Consider the following 15,660-nt stretch of genomic DNA (forward strand, 5'->3'; position numbering starts at 1 on the left):
CCTGATTGGTTCAAGGATAGTTAATTAACAAATGTCATGGTATGAATACGTTTATCTTTATCATAATTTCTAAGATTATGAAGCAATCCCACGTTTAACTGATATAATGGAATAGTTTTTTCCGTGACTAACCAAGTTTCACCATACTAAACTATTAATCAACTAGGAGTTTTCCAATGACCAAACCAATGAACAAAGTTTTAAAAGCACAATTTTTCGTCGATGATCTGTCTGACGATCAAAAAAATGTCATCACTAATATCAACGCCTATATCAAGAAGGGACTCACAGGTAAGCAGTCCTCAGTTGCCATTATCGAAGGCGCAGCGGGAACCGGTAAATCGGTTGTCCTGATGGAATTGGTCCGTCAGTATATGACTGATAAGCGCTATAAGACCTCTCTTGTAGTCAACCACCCTGAGTTGTACAAAGCCTATCGTGAAATGGGGACCGCCATTCCCAATATGAACGTTAGCACTATTCGGCGGCCCACGTCCCTGATCAACTACGCACAAAAAAATCACGAAAAATACGATATTATTTTTGTCGACGAAGCGCATTTACTCTATTCCAAATCAGAACCCTACGCTCATTATCGCGGTCAAAACCAACTGACTGATCTGATGAATTTAGCCAAAGTAGTGGTCGTTGTGTATGATTTCGAACAAGTTTTCCAATCCAAGATGTACTGGGATAAGAAACTGCTCTTCAAAACCATCGGTAACCACCCTTACAAACAGTTTGACATGGACTTCCAGTACCGAATGGTGGCCAGTGATGAACAAGTGACTTGGATGAACGATTTAACTGAAGAAAAGAAGATCAAACCATTCCCACGCAACAGCGACTTCGAATTCAAGGTCTACGATAAAGCCGGCGAGATGTTCGAAAAAATTAAGGCGCGTAACAAAGAATATGGTATGAGTCGGATGGTTGCTACATCCGGTTTTCCACGGATTGATGGCCGCCATAACGTTGAAATGGACTCCTTTAACCTTCCTTGGGACGAATGGGATCCGCAACGGACACCGTGGGCTAAACGGGAAGGTTCCATTACCCAAGTCGGGACAATTTATACCTTACAAGGATTTGATTTAAACTACGTTGGTATGGTTATCGGACCATCATTTGGCTATGACAAAAAGACCGATACCATGACCGTTATTCCGGAAAAGTACTCCCACAAGGAAGTCTTCAAGAAACGGAAAGATATCAAGTTTACGCGTGACGAATATAAGGCATTTATTGCTAATGTTCTGAACGTCTTGATCAAACGTGGTAAGTATGGCCTTTATTTGACCGCTTATGACGATGCGTTACGAGCACGACTGTTAGAATTAAATGAAACGGGCAAATGATCACAAAAAAGATGCAGCACTTATCTAATCGATAGGCGCTGCATCTTTTATTTTCAATCGCTATTTAATCCAAGCATTGGCGCGGTCATAAACCGGTTTGACCGTTTCGGGTTTGTCTGACCCAATCCCGTCTTGACCGATCTTACCCCCTGCTTTAATGCGGGTGTAGGCAAGATACCGGTAAGAAGTTCGGAGACTCTTAGCCAGTTTGACATCAATGTGCAGGTCAACACCGGGAATCTCAGGTGCAATCGTATCAGCTTCATTAATGGCACTCATATCGCTAATTTTCCATTCACCGTTGCGTTTTTCGACACAGTAGATTAGTCGCATGAACGATTCAACAATGGCAATGTTGCCGTCCAAATTAACCCAGTGCTTCGTCGTGGAAGGCAGCTCAGCGTAGGCTCGGTTACCGTTTAGATGAACGATTGGTGCTGCGTAACGGCCAACTAGCGGTAAATCGGTGGCATAGTCAACAGGACGCTGACCAATAAAAGTCTCGCGCGCGTTACCTTTAGACCAGCTGGTGGTCACCGTGCCATCTTCCCAATAACAGTTCGCCAGTTCGTCATCAAGGCCGCGACCCCGGGCTTGGCGTTCCCATAAGACTAATTGACTGATTTCTTCGATATCTGACATTGTTTTTTCCTCCTAAAGTGAATTAGTCGATAACACTCCGTTCAATGATACTAGGATGCAAGAACCAGTAATCATGATAGTCGCCAACCATTGCACTGAATGGTACTGGCTCGATATCATGGTCGCCCATATATTGAAGCAGATAATTACGGATGATCCAGTTATCATCAATGCGGCGCGGGTGCATGTCGACACATTGGGCAATCACATCCGCGGTAGTCCCCAGCGCAGTCGCAATCTCAGTTAAACTCAGACCGCTACGTTTGATATTTTCTTTAAATTCTTGTCGTGACGCTTCTGTTTGTTCAGGTGTTAAAGACATATTAACCTCCATGTGGTAAAATAATCTTGTAAATACAAGTAACAGAATATGCGCATTTTAAAAGATTGTCAACAATAAAGTTGTAAAATTAATTAAATTAATCACTGCACCTGTTGTTAGTGATAATTGAATCAATCATGGAGGATCAAAATGAATTTAGGAACCGATAACGAATTGGTAGAGCAGCTCTTTCAAGTGACCCGTGAAGAGAAAAAATTTATTCAACGCGAATTAAAACAGTATGGCCTCAATGTTTTGCAGGCGCAGGCATTGAATTTTATCGCTAATAATCCGGGATCGATTCAAAAAGAACTCTCACGCTATCTCGGTAAACAAGAAGCCTCAACGACCAATATCTTGAAGGTTCTCGAAACGCAGCAGCTGGTTATCCGGCGCGTTGCGGCTGATAATGAACGGCGCAAGAAGTTGTATTTATCCCCTGCTGGTCAAGAGTTAGTCCAGTCTGTCCATAACGTGTTCATTGAGTTAGAGCAACGGGTCAGCGCACCGCTAGATGATGAGGAGAAGCAGGCTATGCTAGTACTGCTACATCGAATTAATCGGCAGGCTAATTTTAACCATTAATCCGGATTTAAAAAATTCACCACTTTAAAGTTTTTTAAAGTGGTGAATTTTTTAATATTCGGGCTATAAAAGCCTCTACCGTCGCTTATAAACGCAATCCAACATACCATTATCAGACGTAGAAGTAACCAAACGCAACGGTATCTGCTGGGACTGTCCTTCAAATAAGCGAACGCCAGCTCCCAGTAAAATTGGTATAATCGTCAGGTGATACTCATCAATCAAGTCCGTAGCAATTAATGGTCTCCCGATACTTGCACCACCCATAATCCAAATTGCTTTGCCGGTTTGCTGACGCAGCTGCTTGATCAATTCAGTGACAGGTTGCGACACAGCCATCACATTGTCATCGGCTGATAGTTGCTTATGAGTTAAGACATAGCTTTTCAATCCGGTATACGGCCATGCGCCTGGTGCCAATTCAGTAACAACCTGATGATAGGTCGTATATCCCATCACAACGCTATCAACAGTGGCTACAAAAGCACCATAACCGCCGTTGTTCTGGCTTTCTATCGATATATCTTGACCACTCAGCCAGCTAACGCCACCCCGTTTATCAGCAATGTAACCATCTAGACTCATCGCGATGTATAAGACTACTTTGCGCATCATTCATCCCTCCTGATAATATGCCAGTTATACTTTATTTTCGGAAATCAATCTACCGTGATCATAATAGGTCTCGTCATCAGCAGTAATCTTCCTCACTACCTTGGCGGGCGTGCCCATCGCAATCACGTTAGTGGGAATATCTTTGGTAACCAATGACCCCGCACCAATAATCGAATTATCCCCAACGTGGACCCCCTGTAGCACGGTCACGTTGGCAGCCAGCCACACGTTTTTACCTATATGAACGGGTCGATTACAACCATATCCTTCAGCCCGTAAAGTCGGTGATACTGGATGCGAAGCCGCGATGATGGTCACGTTAGGCGCAATCATGGTACCATCACCAATATAAATCTGCGCATCATCCACAAATGTACAGTTAAAATTAACGTAGACCTTTTCGCCCAAGTGGACATGATGGCCACCCCACATTGCGTAATAAGGTGCCTGAATATAGGCCTTATCACCGACTTCAGCAAATAACTGTTTTAAGATCTGTTGTTTTTTCTGCTCTGCAGCTTTCGTATAGCCCAGCTGATTGTAAGTTTCCATCTGCTGTAAATACTCCTGATAGCGTGGATCACTATCGGAACCATCCTGGACACGATATAATTTTCCAGAATTCAAAATCTTTTCAAAATCGGTCATGTTTTTCCCTCCATAAATAATCTATACTACTGCTTGCGTAACAGATCAAACTACGGTTATTCTTCCCCATTTTACCAACCACGAGCAGGAATTACTTTGAAAAATAGCTAGTGCCCCAAAAAGAATAAATACGATTTCTCTTGACATTTATGAATCGAAACGGTATCGTATCGTATTGAAAGGTGGGATGCGGTATGACCCAGAATATTGGTCGACCACGCAGCAAAAACGTCGACAGCAAAATTATTAAAGCAACCAAACAACTGCTAGCCCACACCAGTCCCGACGCGTTAACGATCGAGGCGATCGCCAAACAGGCAGGTGTCGGTAAAGCATCGATTTATCGGCGCTACAAAAACAAAAATGACATCGTGTTAGCGGCGCTGTCTGAGATTAAGTCAATCGATTTGAGCGGGCTTGACCTCTCGGCGTCGGCGCCAGCTATTTTCTACGAGATTGCAGAGCGGTTCCTCACCGCTTATAACAATCCCGCCGGCCGTCAGGCAATCATGACCATCGTCAACACGACGGCCTCTGGGGATCAGCTTTCAAGCGTTCACGCTATGAATGAAACCCAGGAGCTGACTCAGCTCATCCAACAGTTGCAAGCACAAGCCAAGCTTCCGCAGATACTAGACCCTAACGTGACTGCAGAGACCTTGATCAGCATCTTCATGGGCCAATTTCTGTTGGTACCACAATCTCAAGTCGCCGCATCACTGCGACCAATTTTGGAACAATTATTCTCGACCTGGGAATAATTTTATTTTTAATTAATTACGATACGATACAGACTCGTTTATCAAAAGGAGAAAACACATGACTAAAACAGTATTGATTTCTGGCGCAAACAAAGGTATCGGGTATGAAACCGCCAAGCAGCTCGGAGCAAAAGGCTGGTTTGTTCTGGTTGGCGCACGCAACGAAGACCGCGGACAGACGGCGGTGCAGCACCTTCAAGAACAAGGCATCCGCGCCGAATGGATCAAACTTGATCTAAACGACCTGGCAACTATCCATCAAGCCGCTGAGTTCATTCAACAAAACCACCCTGATTTGCAGGCTGTGATCAACAACGCCGGCATCCCCGGCGACATGAACAAGTGCCCACTCGATTTCACCGTTGAAGAACTCCAAGCCGTAACCAGCGTCAACTTCCTCGGCAACTTCGAAATGATCAAAGCCTTCACCCCAATCCTCGCCAAAAACTACGGTCGTATCGTTAATCTGACTGTCCCCAGCGTTCCAAGCGGCTACTTCCACCCCTTCGCCTACCTGACAAGCAAGTCGACTTTGAACATGATGATCAAGTTAGTCGGCCGCGACTACAAGCAAACGCACACGAATGTCGACATCATGGGCATTGCGCCAGGCGGCATCACCACCGATCTCAACGGTCACATGAAAAATCCCCTGATGCGCACAGTTAAACAAGGCGCCCACTCAGTCGTTCAGGTGGTGACGGACAAGCGCCATCATCAAGGAAAAATTGTGCTGCGCTTTGGCATTGGGAACTTACTGACCAACATGCTTTTCAAAAAAAACTAGTACATGCCTGCCTTGTCGCAAATAGCGACGTATTGTTCACCTTACGTCACTTTTCTTTCGTGACGTAAAAGTATCCGCATTACTTATGATACGGGCTCCCCTCATTGATCATAAACGCCCGGTAGATCTGTTCGGACAATACTAACCGCATCAACTGATGAGGCAACGTAAAGCGGCCAAATGAGATCTGGGTATCAGCCCGTTTCAAAACTTCTGGTGCTAACCCTAACGATCCGCCAATCACAAACGTGATATCAGAGTGACCATAGGTGGTCAGGTCCTTGATTTCCTTCGCAAATTCTTCCGATGAGCGTTCTTTTCCTAAAATAGCTAACGCATAGACGTATTCCCGGTCTTTGATCTTCGAAAGAATGCGTTGCCCCTCTTTTTGCATCACCTGATCCATCTCAGCGTTACTTAAACTTTCTGGTGCTTTTTCGTCGGGAACTTCTACGATTTGGAATTTACAGAACCGCGATAACCGCTTAGCGTATTCTGCGATGCCCTGTTTAAAATATTTCTCCTTTAATTTACCCACTACAACCAGTTTAATGTTCATAACTTTTTCCTCTTTTTAAGTTGTCCACAAAGTTATCCACAGGCTATGTCACCTAATTTATTTTTCTTTGTAGCCAAATTTTTATTGGTTATTACTAAATATTCATTTTCATTGAATACGACTTTCCAGCTCTTATTGTACCAATGTAAACGCCGTCATACCAACGTTTTATTAAAAATAAGTTAGACTAGTTTTCTAGTTATCCACAGGCTGTTCATAGTTTTCAAGACACGCCTGGAAGAATTCAGCTATCACGGCATTTCGACAAGCTTAAATCTTATCCACAAAGTTATCCACAGGTTCATAAAAATTAATTGAACTCCGAATTTTCCACAGCTAAAACGCTTTCGTTATTCGACTGCTATATCCAGTCATGCCCATAAAACTGGTTTTATCCACCTGTTCATAACTCGAACATTCGTCTTTTTCAACAAAAATGAAAAGGCTGGCATCTGATTGCTCAGATGCCAGCCTTTTATTTGATATGCATGTTATTTATCGATTCAATTGTGACGTTGTTTCTGTCAATTTAACCTTAGTCGTCTTTTGACTGCCATTGTGGTAATACGTCAGAGTGACCGTATCATTGACCTTGTACTTGTATAACAGATCTCTCAACGTTGAATTCGTACTGATCTTCTTGCCGTCCAAAGCGGTGATCACATCATACTTCTTAATCCCGCTGCGACCTGCTGGTGTTGTTGCACTTGGTGTCTCCATGACAACAACCCCGTTTTCAACGCTAGCTGGTAATTTCAAGATCGACTTTTGCTGGGCCTTGGAAATTTCGGACAAATCAACGTACTTAATGCCTAGCGCTGGCCGCACGATCTTACCATTCTTGATCAGTTGATTGATCACGGAAACGACTTCGTTACTTGGAATGGCAAAACCCATCCCTTCAACGCTCGTCCCGGAATTATCACTCGCCAGTTTCATGGAATTGATCCCCACGACTTGGCCGGCTAAGTTGATCAGCGGGCCACCAGAGTTACCGGGGTTGATCGCGGCATCCGTTTGAATAACCGTTGCGTTCCCCGTCTGCTGATTGGTAGCTTCATCCGTAGTGGCAACCGTCCGTTTTTTAGCTGAAATAATCCCTTCAGTCAGCGACGTTGCGTACTGCGAGCCCAATGGCGAGCCAATGGCAAGCGCCGTTTCACCAACTTTGATGTTATCGGAGTTCCCAAAGGTGGCCACCTTCGAAACATCGGCACTGTTAACCTTCAACACAGCAAGGTCAGTCACCGCATCTTTACCTACTAATTTGGCATCGATCTTCTTACTATTGCTCAAAATGACTTCCAGAGCGTTAGAACCGGCAACCACGTGATTATTCGTGACGATATAAGCACTGTTACCAGCCTTCTTATAAACGACACCTGAGCCTTCTGAACTGGCCTGCAAACTACCATTAGAAGAGCTGCCGTTAGACTGATTACCGCCTAAGATACCATTCAAACTATTGGAGGACTGGTTCTCCTTCTTCAGGTTGATGACCGATACCACTGAATTTTTAACGTTTGAAAAGGCTGTCGAAGCTTGTGAACTAACATTGACCTTCATATTACTGGTTGAAGCTGTCCCAGATTTATTGGAACCGGCTGGAACCGAACTGGTATCGCGATTACTGATGTAAGTTGCCCCACCATATGCAATACCGCCACCTAGTAAACCGGCAACTAAGGCTGTTACGGCAACTTTGATCAGCAGGCCGCGATTATTATTAGATCCTGGTTTTTGTTGATTATCCATACTCCGCGCGAATCGCGCTTCCCTCCTTGTATGTCATCACAATTTAGTTCAAGTGATGAACGCCGTTATTTAGGGCATGATACCGCCCCATAAACTGACTCAATTAACATACTCATGAATCTATTTTACCCATGATGTGTGAAATTTGTTTGAAGCTTTCCTCGAGAAAAGGATAAATTTTGCTAAAAAAATTTAAAAGAATCAGAGCGTGACTAAACCACTAGCCTTTTCTGGATCCGTATCCAAAATTTTAAAATCGTGGTTAACGCCGAAATCATGGTCTTCCATAATCGAAGCAACGGTCAGATGGGCTAACGACTTCATGTTGTTTTCCTGACTTAAGTGCCCCAAAAAGATTCGTTTGGTGTGATTGCCTAAAACGTCCATCATCACGTCCGCGCCGTCTTCATTGCTTAAATGACCGGTGTCACTCAAGATACGCTGCTTCAAAGGCCAAGAGTAGCTCCCCATCCGCAGCATCTCAACATCGTGGTTGCACTCCATCAAGTAGGCATCGGCATTCTTAATGACACCCTCGACATGGTCCGAAACGTAACCGGTGTCCGTGAGTACTACAAAACTCTTACCACCGCTGTGAACGGCATAGAATTGCGGCTCAGCAGCATCGTGGGAGACCGTAAAGGATTCCACGTCTAGATCGCCCATGCTAAGAACGGAATCTGGTGCGATGATGTTTTTTTGTTCCATTGGGATCTTACCCACTTTACTGGCCATGGCATCCCAAGTCCCCTGGTTCGCGTAAACATCCATGCCGTAACGCCGAGCCAAGACACCCACGCCCTTACGATGATCTGAATGTTCATGAGTTACGAACAGGGAATCAACATCGCTCAGATCTCGGCCGATGGATTGCATGAGATTCTCAATTTTTTTGCCACTTAAACCGGCATCGATCAGGATCTTGTGATCAGCCGTTTCGACATAGGTACAGTTACCCGTACTGCCGCTGGCTAGAACACTGATCTTTAAGCCGTCATTTTGCTCTTGCATAAACTGCCCAACTTCCTTTTTTTAAAGACAAAAGACCCCGCCAACATGGTCATTGGTAGGGTCGTGAATAATGGTCCATACTCACTTTTCAATGATTGTTCGTCGTTACTATTACAACGCATTTCACAGCGAAACGCAATCATTAAATACTACTTATAAGTAATTATGTGAGGGTGAAAATTTCTGAATTTGCATTGCTAGTTTGATTATTATCACCGGTCTTAATGACTTCACCCGTGTACGCATTCACCCGTTTTAAAATCATCGACGAGGAATTATTCAGCTTCACTGCAAATACCCAGGTCGGTAAGAAAACGTACTGCCCACGCGCCGTTAATAGCCGCGTATAAGCCAAGTGAACCCAGGAAACTTTGGCGCCGTTAGGAATTTCATTGTACTGGTATAACCAGGTCAACGCCCGTTCTTCACTGATTGTCTTGGCCTCTTCCTTCAAGATCTTAACGTCTGACAGGTAATTTTGGCTGTAGCCAACTACTCGATGCTGACTGTTCAAATCAAAACGAATCTGACCAAAATGCGAATAGACCGGCATTTGAGCAACGTGCTGGACGTAAATCACTTCACTATTACTCGACAGCTGCTTACTGTAACTATACTGCTTACCTTCAGCAATCAGTCCCGAATTCGTGATAATTTTATCCAGGGTTTGTTTCGCTGAATCATTGGTCAGCTTAATGGGTGTTTTGAATTCACTGACCAATTCGTCACCGTTAAACCGGATATTTTGCTCCTGTAATTTAGGGGCATCCTGCCGCAGAGTATCACCGTTATTTCCTGAGAAATAATAACCTTCATGTTTTTGGGTAGTCGGTGTACTAAACGTAATTTGATCCTTATGCATCTCTTCTAAGATATTATTATTGCCAGAAGCGGTAGAATCACCGACATTACTGTGATTAAACATCATAAACAAGAGCACATCCATTGCAATAAAAATCACTAAGAAAATTAACTGAATTCGTTTAAAATTCACGTCCGGCTACCTCCCTTCACTCTTGGCCAATTAATTTACGGTAATTTTCCCACTGGTTGCCGATCTTAACGTACCAAGTTGGTGATAGATTAACCACTTTTGATAAGGTTTTATCCCGACTCCATTCGTAGCCAAGTTCGATATCCTGAATCTTATTTTGCCGAACACCAGCAGATTTAAGGTGCTGAAGCAGGTCTTTAGTCGACATCACGGTAGCGGAACTTTGAACCGGCGGAATTGGTACCTGTAAACTATCCAACGAGAATCGCATGCGGTATGACGATTGATCTAACACGCGCATTTGAATGGCACCGAAGTTACTCTGATCAAAGACTGGCAACCCACCAGCATACGTCCGAAAGACTGCGGTATCCGTACTGGGATCATAGGAGTAGAAGCGAATGTTATCTAGTGGCATTCCCACCATAATAAATTGCTCATAGACGTGATTCATTGTCTGTAAGAAACTGCTGCTCTTAACCTGTGAATTATAGTCCGTAAAGGTGACCGTATCCGTCGCATTATCGATGTTCATATGCCGGAAACCATGATCATCATAATCGGTACTATTTTTGTGCCGCTTAACTTGTACGTTGCTATTCGCATTCGTTGTCATGATCCGGTTCGCATAATAGTCCTGGGTCTGCTGGGTCAGCTGATAACTATAAGTTCGTACTTTGAAACTATTAGGATAATTCAAAATAACCTTGTTGTTAAGTAACCTAAAGGAAACTGGATGTTTCACCATCCGGTCAGCGATAACGTGTCGCAACTTACCGGCACGGTTATTCTTCAGCGTTACCCGAACGATCCGATAACCCTGATCATTTAACAAATAAAGATGATTGGGATCGTTTAATAATAGCTGCATCCGGTTAAACTTCTGGTTTGGAGACTTCAATTGATTTTTGAAGGCCTTCCGAAAGAAGTTGACCGAAATCGCAGAATTATAATTCAGCAAAACCGTATCGTGCCGTTTTAATTGATTGAGATATTTTTTGGCATTTCCGTGACTGATATTTTTAGCATCTTGGGCTGTAAAATGACTCATTCGATCCCGTAGATCCGTCGCCACGTTCACCCGGTTATCAGTCAGCTGTTCCTGCTTACCAGATTTACTGGTTGAGATGAATTGAGAGGGTAAATAGATATCTTGAAAAGTGGTGTTATTACTGTTATCGGCATTCTTAGTCACTTTAGTTCGACTGCTTAGGTTAGAGTGAGCCGGATTAGTCCACATCAAACCTGACAGGCCTAAACTGATCAATATTGCAATCACCAGACTCGTTGGCAGCCATAAATTTCTAAGCTTCATCCCAGAGATCATCCCCCTCATCGTAAGGTTCGTATGGCAGTGAAATGTAGAAGGTAGAGCCGTGACCTTCACGGCTCTCTACCCAAATTTTGCCACCCAATGACTGGACAACTTCTTTGGAGATCGCCAGACCAAGCCCCGTACCACCTTGCGCACGAGAACGTGCTTTATCGACCCGGTAGAACCGGTCGAAGACGTGGGGAATATCAGCTCTTGGAATTCCTAATCCCTGATCCGCAATGCTTAAGATCACATTGTTGTTGGTTTCAATCAGCCGGCAAGTGATGATCCCGCCATCCGGTGAATACTTGATGGCGTTATTCATAATGTTATCGATCACCTGCGTAAACCGGTCAGTATCAATTTCAACCCACAGGTCACGTTTCGTAAATTCCCGTTTAATCGTGTAGTGCTTATCAGAACGGTCCTTTTGCTCATCGCTATCGATGATCATATCAAACCGGTTCAAAATATAGTTATACAGTTCATTGAGATTTACTAGTTCCAAATTAAGTTTTTGGGTCCCTGAATCCATTCTTGATAAGGTCAAAAGATCATTGATCATCCGAATCATGCGGTCGGTTTCCTCTTGGGTCACCTTCAAGAATTTAGGTGCAATCTTAGGGTCTTTCCAGGCACCATCGGATAGTGCTTCAACATATGACCGCACACTGGTCAGTGGGGTCCGTAATTCATGGGACACGTTGGAAACAAATTGTTTTCGGTCTTGATCGATCTTTTGCTGTTCAGTCACATCATGCAACACACAGGCCAGTCCACTAATAAACCCAGATTCACGCTGGATCAGTGAGAAGTAGGCCTGCAGGATCAGATCATGATCATCAGTGGAGAAGTCCAGCATAATTTCATCCGGATCTTCCAGTAGATCACGCAACGTATATTGATTGCGAATCTTCAAAATATCCAAAATTGACTGGCCAATGGCTTGATTGGAGTCAATATCCAAAAATTCAACGGCCGTTTCGTTAATAATCGTCACGTTCCCACGGCGATCGGTGGCAATCACGCCATCCGTCATGTGAGCCAAGACAGAGTTCAGCCGCCTACGTTCAGACTCCGTGGACTCTTGCGCTTCTTCCACACGAACAGACAGGTTATTAACCGCGCTGGCTAACTGACCCAATTCATCGTTACCATAAATTTGAACCTGCCCAGAGTAATCTCCGCGAGCGATTCGCTGTGTCTGTTCCTTCATTTCAGTAATTGGTACAGTAATTGCCCGGGAAATAACGATCGATAAAATCAAGCCCATGATGATCGCAATAACGGCTGCAACCAAGTATATCGCAGTCACTTTACTGATACTGTCATACACGCTTTCTAGGTTAGCACGAATGTACACGACCCCAACGGGCGTACTGCTCCCGCTGCTTTGTTTAATTAATGGTGTGACTTTAGTGTAATAATATTGGTTCGATGACGCATCAAATGTCGTTGTTTCACTGCCGGCGCTGTTATTATAAATGACCTTTTTAACAGTGTCGTCCGTGGTTTTTTGGCCAACGATCTGCTGATTATTAGCCTCATTGGTTCCCCGAATGGTGCCCTTATTGTCGATGACGCGGATCTGCGCGTTCGCCGTGCTAGGAATATTGGCATCAGACAGGAGAATGCGAATCTGGCGGTTAGCTGAGCCCGTATTAGACCGTGCCAGCTGAGACGTTAAGTTCGTACTGACGTAGCGTTGCAGCGAAATTTGGCTTTTGAATTGCCGCAAATTTTGGGTCTCTAATTGCTGCACAAAAACGGCTCCGACAATTTCCAATGTAATAATGAGCATCATCGCGAATACGAACGCGATTTTGAATTGTATCGAATGATACCATTTAATTTTTCGTTTCACGCTACCGTTTACCCCTTAAACGTCCTTGCATGCGTAATTTTACGCCTGACCTGACTCGCTTTCAGTATTCCGTAAATAATACCCAACACCACGACGGGTAACTAACCACGTTGGGTGACTAGGATTATCTTCAATTTTTTCACGCAGTCGACGTACGGTTACATCGACTGTTCGAACATCACCAAAATAATCGTAACCCCATACCGTTTGCAGCAGGTGTTCACGCGTCATGACCTGGCCAATATGCTGCGCCAGATAATGCAGTAACTCGAATTCACGGTGGGTCAATTCAATGTTTTGACCACGCTTAGAAACGGAATAAGCATCTGGATGGATCACCAGATCGCCAATTTCGATGTCTTTGTTTTCCTCTTCTTCCGGCTGAGCTGCGTTAACGGTGTTTTGCCGGCGCAGGTTAGCCTTAACTCTGGCAACCAGTTCACGGTTTGAAAATGGCTTCGTGACATAGTCATCGGCACCCAGTTCCAAGCCCAAGACCTTGTCTAGTTCGGAATCCTTAGCAGTGACCATAATGATTGGCATATCATGTTTCATTCGTACCTGACGGGCAACTTCCAGTCCATCGATCTTCGGTAACATCAGGTCCAAAATAATTAAATCTGGATTAACTTCTTCAACTTTTTGAAGGGCTTCTTCACCATCATGGGCGACCACCACTTCGTAACCTTCTTTAGTTAGGTTAAATTTTACAATGTCAGTAATTGGTTTTTCATCATCGACAACGAGAATAACTTTTTTCATCTGAACATGTCCTCCTTCAGATAACGATTCGTTCAAGTATATAAATTTTTAGTTTTAGGTGCTTTTCGGTCATTCCAACGCAGTAGCACGGGCCACGCAGGAGAATTCAAGTAGGTGGCAGGTACATTTGGCTCATACCTGCGCAAACTTTATTATATCACAGTATTTTGCATTACGCGAAATGGCTAACCTCGCGTGAAATACGCGTTTACAGCACAAATGATAACTTACTTGTATAATACAATCATTTTACTTGAAATAATCCAGTATCTGTCCATTATTTATATTTTTTAAGTTTTTTGGCACTTTTTTTCAAAAAGTTGTTGCCAATCACTTTTTATCATGATATATTAGTAAACGTTGATTAAGACAGCAACTTAATCGCAAGGCATTAAATAATTGTTATGGGCAGTTAGCTCAGCTGGCAGAGCAACGGACTCTTAATCCGTGGGTCCAGGGTTCGATCCCCTGACTGCCCATCATATACACACCACTAATCAGTTTTCACGCAGTGCTTGACACCGTGGATGCTGATTTTTTTGTGTCCTGAATTTGTGTAACGCGATGACCACTTTGGTAAACGTAGCAGTCCCATAGCTACTAAATGCAATTACTGTTAATATAGTCCCTGGATAACCCGTTATTACACTTTAACTCGTTACATTGTCCAATTACTGATGACACTAAAAGCTGATATTAATTTCTAGGGAGATTTAGGGTAATGAAAAAGTGTTTGCTTCTGGTTTTTACAATGGTTGCATTGTTCTTAGGATTTAGCGTTAGCAACAACCAGCCTGTAGCTCATGCCGCCTCAACTATTCCAGTATCAATGCGGGGACATTATGTCAATCGTGATAATCATGATCATATGAGAATGACGGCTCACCACGTCCATTTTGTCGGCAGAACTCGTCACGTCCATTATTTAAGCAAATCGGGTAGTTGGCGCGTTATTCATTTCTATCACGCTTCACCTATCTATGTCCACAAATCAGTACATTCAAGCGTGCTTCACTTGGAATATGGAATGAGTATTCGAGTTACATATCACAAATATTAGTTAAATCATTCCCTACTCGGTAGCCAATAGTAAGTTCGACCCTTACGAGGGAACTCACACAATATATGTTCAACACAAAAGCACCAAGTACTGTTATGAGTACTTGGTGCTTTATTCTACTTAAATCGTCTACCCAAAATATCCAAACTCCGCAGCTTGCCATCCATCGAAGCCACATCGGGTAAATGGCCCCAGGTGTTAAAGCCATTCTTCTTAAACAACCCTAAACTAGGCACATTGTGATGGAAAATAAACGCTACCAGCGTATCCACATCTAATTCTTTTAATTGGGTGAACACATAGTTCAATGCTTTTTGTCCCAGTCCATGATGGCGGTAATCTTCAGCAATATAAATACTGATCTCCGTGGTGTGCAGGTACGCTGGCCGACCGTAAAACGATTCTAGGCTCATCCAGCCGGCAATCGTATCGCCGTCCTTCATCAGCCAAATTGGCCGTGAATGGCGGTCAAATTCAGCAAACCAGGCCTGTTTAGAAGCAACCGAGACTGGCTTGAGATCCGCCGTCGCTAATCGACTGGGAATACTTTGATTATAAATATCAGTGATTGTTGGTAAATCAGCTTGCGTTGCGTATTCAAAAGTAATGCTCATTGGTAATT

At 43.7% G+C, this 15,660-nt stretch carries 16 protein-coding genes and 1 tRNA gene; 5 read left to right on the plus strand and 12 right to left on the minus strand.

From position 1 onward, the window contains the following. Window positions 1-188: 188 nt before the first annotated feature. On the plus strand, window positions 189-1,358 hold the full coding sequence (locus tag CES79_RS08095; protein WP_089136913.1) for a DUF2075 domain-containing protein: 1,170 nt from the start codon (window positions 189-191) through the stop codon (window positions 1,356-1,358). 60 nt (window positions 1,359-1,418) lie between these two features. On the opposite strand, the gene CES79_RS08100 is transcribed toward CES79_RS08095, so the two are convergent. Further along, window positions 1,419-2,000 (minus strand): nuclear transport factor 2 family protein, encoded by a 582-nt coding sequence (locus CES79_RS08100; protein WP_089136868.1) that lies wholly within the window; start codon window positions 1,998-2,000, stop codon window positions 1,419-1,421. A gap of 22 nt (window positions 2,001-2,022) precedes the next feature. Further along, the gene (locus tag CES79_RS08105) at window positions 2,023-2,322 is read right to left on the minus strand and encodes a DUF2316 family protein (RefSeq protein ID WP_054655572.1); all 300 of its coding nucleotides are present in this window, start codon (window positions 2,320-2,322) and stop codon (window positions 2,023-2,025) included. 150 nt (window positions 2,323-2,472) lie between these two features. On the opposite strand from CES79_RS08105, the gene CES79_RS08110 reads away from it, so the two are divergent. Further along, the gene (locus CES79_RS08110; RefSeq protein ID WP_054655574.1) at window positions 2,473-2,907 is read left to right on the plus strand and encodes a MarR family winged helix-turn-helix transcriptional regulator; all 435 of its coding nucleotides are present in this window, start codon (window positions 2,473-2,475) and stop codon (window positions 2,905-2,907) included. Between the two features lie 75 nt (window positions 2,908-2,982). Here CES79_RS08110 and CES79_RS08115 read toward each other — a convergent pair whose 3' ends face one another. Both CES79_RS08115 and CES79_RS08120 read right to left on the minus strand, forming a co-directional pair. Then, window positions 2,983-3,519 (minus strand): dihydrofolate reductase family protein, encoded by a 537-nt coding sequence (locus CES79_RS08115; protein ID WP_054655576.1) that lies wholly within the window; start codon window positions 3,517-3,519, stop codon window positions 2,983-2,985. Between the two features lie 27 nt (window positions 3,520-3,546). Beyond that, window positions 3,547-4,170, minus strand: coding sequence for a sugar O-acetyltransferase (locus CES79_RS08120; protein ID WP_089136870.1), 624 nt, complete (start codon window positions 4,168-4,170; stop codon window positions 3,547-3,549). Between the two features lie 194 nt (window positions 4,171-4,364). Between CES79_RS08120 and CES79_RS08125 the strand changes: the two genes are divergently transcribed. Together CES79_RS08125 and CES79_RS08130 are read left to right on the plus strand one after the other, a co-directional pair. Then, on the plus strand, window positions 4,365-4,931 hold the full coding sequence (locus CES79_RS08125; protein ID WP_054655578.1) for a TetR/AcrR family transcriptional regulator: 567 nt from the start codon (window positions 4,365-4,367) through the stop codon (window positions 4,929-4,931). A 58-nt stretch (window positions 4,932-4,989) separates the two neighbouring features. After that, the gene (locus CES79_RS08130; protein WP_054655580.1) at window positions 4,990-5,718 is read left to right on the plus strand and encodes an SDR family NAD(P)-dependent oxidoreductase; all 729 of its coding nucleotides are present in this window, start codon (window positions 4,990-4,992) and stop codon (window positions 5,716-5,718) included. Between the two features lie 79 nt (window positions 5,719-5,797). Here the strand turns inward: CES79_RS08130 and rlmH are convergent, their stop codons facing one another. The 7 genes from rlmH to yycF form a co-directional block, all read right to left on the minus strand. Continuing rightward, window positions 5,798-6,277: a 23S rRNA (pseudouridine(1915)-N(3))-methyltransferase RlmH gene (gene rlmH, locus CES79_RS08135; RefSeq protein ID WP_089136871.1), complete on the minus strand. Its 480-nt coding sequence runs from the start codon at window positions 6,275-6,277 to the stop codon at window positions 5,798-5,800. Between the two features lie 495 nt (window positions 6,278-6,772). After that, window positions 6,773-8,032, minus strand: coding sequence for a S1C family serine protease (locus tag CES79_RS08140; protein WP_089136872.1), 1,260 nt, complete (start codon window positions 8,030-8,032; stop codon window positions 6,773-6,775). Window positions 8,033-8,233: 201 nt separating this feature from the next. Then, the gene (locus CES79_RS08145; RefSeq protein WP_054655582.1) at window positions 8,234-9,043 is read right to left on the minus strand and encodes an MBL fold metallo-hydrolase; all 810 of its coding nucleotides are present in this window, start codon (window positions 9,041-9,043) and stop codon (window positions 8,234-8,236) included. Window positions 9,044-9,206: 163 nt separating this feature from the next. Continuing rightward, the gene (locus CES79_RS08150; protein ID WP_054655584.1) at window positions 9,207-10,037 is read right to left on the minus strand and encodes a two-component system regulatory protein YycI; all 831 of its coding nucleotides are present in this window, start codon (window positions 10,035-10,037) and stop codon (window positions 9,207-9,209) included. A gap of 16 nt (window positions 10,038-10,053) precedes the next feature. Further along, window positions 10,054-11,352, minus strand: coding sequence for a YycH family regulatory protein (locus CES79_RS08155; RefSeq protein ID WP_089136873.1), 1,299 nt, complete (start codon window positions 11,350-11,352; stop codon window positions 10,054-10,056). After that, complete coding sequence (walK, locus tag CES79_RS08160) at window positions 11,342-13,156, minus strand: cell wall metabolism sensor histidine kinase WalK (protein WP_408005809.1); 1,815 nt, start codon at window positions 13,154-13,156, stop codon at window positions 11,342-11,344. Before walK ends, CES79_RS08155 begins: the two co-directional genes overlap by 11 nt. 99 nt (window positions 13,157-13,255) lie before the next feature. After that, a complete protein-coding gene (gene yycF, locus CES79_RS08165; protein WP_089136875.1) occupies window positions 13,256-13,978 on the minus strand; it encodes a response regulator YycF in 723 nt (240 codons plus the stop codon). A 406-nt stretch (window positions 13,979-14,384) separates the two neighbouring features. Here yycF and CES79_RS08170 point away from each other — a divergent pair. Next, window positions 14,385-14,457 (plus strand) — tRNA-Lys (locus CES79_RS08170). Window positions 14,458-15,154: 697 nt separating this feature from the next. Here CES79_RS08170 and CES79_RS08175 read toward each other — a convergent pair. Then, on the minus strand, window positions 15,155-15,652 hold the full coding sequence (locus CES79_RS08175; RefSeq protein ID WP_054655648.1) for a GNAT family N-acetyltransferase: 498 nt from the start codon (window positions 15,650-15,652) through the stop codon (window positions 15,155-15,157). Window positions 15,653-15,660 lie beyond the last annotated feature (8 nt).

The sequence above is a fragment of the Secundilactobacillus silagei JCM 19001 genome (assembly GCF_002217945.1).
GTDB lineage: Bacteria > Bacillota > Bacilli > Lactobacillales > Lactobacillaceae > Secundilactobacillus > Secundilactobacillus silagei.

Coding starts and splice junctions, on each gene's coding strand:
- CES79_RS08095 (WP_089136913.1), top strand. CDS start 189: ATGAACAAAGTTTTAAAAGCACAATTTTTCGTCGATGATCTGTCTGAC.
- CES79_RS08100 (WP_089136868.1), bottom strand. CDS start 2,000: ATGTCAGATATCGAAGAAATCAGTCAATTAGTCTTATGGGAACGCCAA.
- CES79_RS08105 (WP_054655572.1), bottom strand. CDS start 2,322: ATGTCTTTAACACCTGAACAAACAGAAGCGTCACGACAAGAATTTAAA.
- CES79_RS08110 (WP_054655574.1), top strand. CDS start 2,473: ATGAATTTAGGAACCGATAACGAATTGGTAGAGCAGCTCTTTCAAGTG.
- CES79_RS08115 (WP_054655576.1), bottom strand. CDS start 3,519: ATGCGCAAAGTAGTCTTATACATCGCGATGAGTCTAGATGGTTACATT.
- CES79_RS08120 (WP_089136870.1), bottom strand. CDS start 4,170: ATGACCGATTTTGAAAAGATTTTGAATTCTGGAAAATTATATCGTGTC.
- CES79_RS08125 (WP_054655578.1), top strand. CDS start 4,365: ATGACCCAGAATATTGGTCGACCACGCAGCAAAAACGTCGACAGCAAA.
- CES79_RS08130 (WP_054655580.1), top strand. CDS start 4,990: ATGACTAAAACAGTATTGATTTCTGGCGCAAACAAAGGTATCGGGTAT.
- rlmH (WP_089136871.1), bottom strand. CDS start 6,277: ATGAACATTAAACTGGTTGTAGTGGGTAAATTAAAGGAGAAATATTTT.
- CES79_RS08140 (WP_089136872.1), bottom strand. CDS start 8,032: ATGGATAATCAACAAAAACCAGGATCTAATAATAATCGCGGCCTGCTG.
- CES79_RS08145 (WP_054655582.1), bottom strand. CDS start 9,043: ATGCAAGAGCAAAATGACGGCTTAAAGATCAGTGTTCTAGCCAGCGGC.
- CES79_RS08155 (WP_089136873.1), bottom strand. CDS start 11,352: ATGAAGCTTAGAAATTTATGGCTGCCAACGAGTCTGGTGATTGCAATA.
- walK (WP_408005809.1), bottom strand. CDS start 13,156: ATGATGCTCATTATTACATTGGAAATTGTCGGAGCCGTTTTTGTGCAG.
- yycF (WP_089136875.1), bottom strand. CDS start 13,978: ATGAAAAAAGTTATTCTCGTTGTCGATGATGAAAAACCAATTACTGAC.
- CES79_RS08175 (WP_054655648.1), bottom strand. CDS start 15,652: ATGAGCATTACTTTTGAATACGCAACGCAAGCTGATTTACCAACAATC.